Annotated in this window: 1 protein-coding gene; it reads left to right on the top strand. The window is 45.8% G+C overall.

Going from position 1 to position 1,533, the window contains the following annotated elements; translation table 11 throughout:
- Positions 1-186 precede the first annotated feature (186 nt).
- Positions 187-1,518: an RNA-guided endonuclease InsQ/TnpB family protein gene (locus tag ACLGGO_RS35530; protein ID WP_446422844.1), complete on the top strand. Its 1,332-nt coding sequence runs from the start codon at positions 187-189 to the stop codon at positions 1,516-1,518.
- Positions 1,519-1,533 lie beyond the last annotated feature (15 nt).

Raw genomic sequence — 1,533 nt, 5'->3', positions numbered from 1 at the left:
TAGAACGTGAGCGCGGCTGTCCCCACCCTCAACTTTCGTAGGGTGGGGTAGGATAGCGGGGTGACGGAGGTACGGAGTCACCCAATCATTCTTGGGGAGTTTCCTGAGATTTGATGTATTGCTTAATTCGTTCAATGGTGTATGATACACTGATTTTACGCTATTTGGTGAAGGAGGTGATAGACAGTGGCAGTAAGACGAGTAACATTTCGGCTTTATCCCACCAAAAAGGAGAAAGAGACTCTGTTATATCATCGAAAGCTTCATCAAGAGCTTTATAATGCTGCTGTCTATAACCGCTTCACTCAGTATCAGCGTTTCAACCATCGTGTTGATTACATAGAACAACAAAACTCGTTACCTGGGTTCAAGGAAGTTTGGAGGGAGTATAAACAGATTGGTGCCCATGCCTTACAAGCTACATTAAAGCGCGTCGATTATGGGTTTCAACGATGGTTTAAAGGGTTAGCAAAACGCCCTCGATATAAGTCAATTCGTAATTATTCGGGTTGGACTTATCCAGATAAACAAAGTTGGAAATGTCATTCAACTGGGGATAATGGATACCTTGAACTGAATAAGATTGGTTCTATCCAGATGCGAGGAAAAGCTAGGCGGTGGGGAACACCTACAACTTGCACTATTGTTTATCGCAACGGCAAATGGTACGCCAGCATAACCGTTGAGCTAACCGAGTTACAGCTAGCATCAAGACCTACAGACTTTGGTGCTGTTGGTATCGACTTTGGATGTAAATCGGCTTTAGCAATTACGGATGGAGAGAGCCATTTATTCATTGAAGCTCCTCAGTTTTTGAGGAAGGCTGAAGCTAAAATTAAACAACTTTCCTTACGCAAGCGTAGGAAGGTTGCTCCGCATCGGAGAAAAAAGCAAAAAGCTTCCAGTCGGTGGAAAAAAGCCCAAGCCCAAATTAGTAAGGTGACCAGGAAAGTTGCCAACCAACGTCAGGATTGGGTTCACAAGGTAGCGGTAGATATCGTTAGCAGTAATAGCTTCATCGCTACAGAAAAACTGGAAGTTGCCCAAATGACCCGTAAAGCTAAAAAGGGTAAGAGGAAAAAGCAAAAAGCTGGTCTAAATAAGTCCATTTTAGACGTGGGAATGGGGATGTTACGGCAAGCTATCGAATACAAAGTTCTTGAAGCTTGTGGCGTATTCATCGAAGTCCCTACCAAGTCAGTTAAGCCGTCACAAACCTGTCCCGGCTGTGGGCATCAGCACAAAAAAACACTGGATGAAAGAGTTCACCAGTGCAAAGTGTGTGGTTTCACGATGGATCGAGACTTAGCCGCGGCCCTTGTTATGTTGCTTTGGGCACAAGACAAACTACCGGGGTTTGGAACGAGCCTCGCAGACGCAGATGCACCACGCTCTACTTCAAAGACCCGTGAGCGCAAGCAAGCTGGATCGATGAAGCAACTGGGGCAAATGAAGCGTCAAAAATCCGCTACGGAACCTACGGGGCAGGATGTAGAAACCCGCCCCTCAACGAAGTAGGGGCGGGTAGTTCAT

This window comes from Coleofasciculus sp., assembly GCF_046565525.1.
In the GTDB taxonomy this organism is placed as follows: Bacteria; Cyanobacteriota; Cyanobacteriia; order Cyanobacteriales; family Coleofasciculaceae; genus Coleofasciculus.
This window is presented reverse-complemented; position numbering and strand designations above follow the sequence as displayed.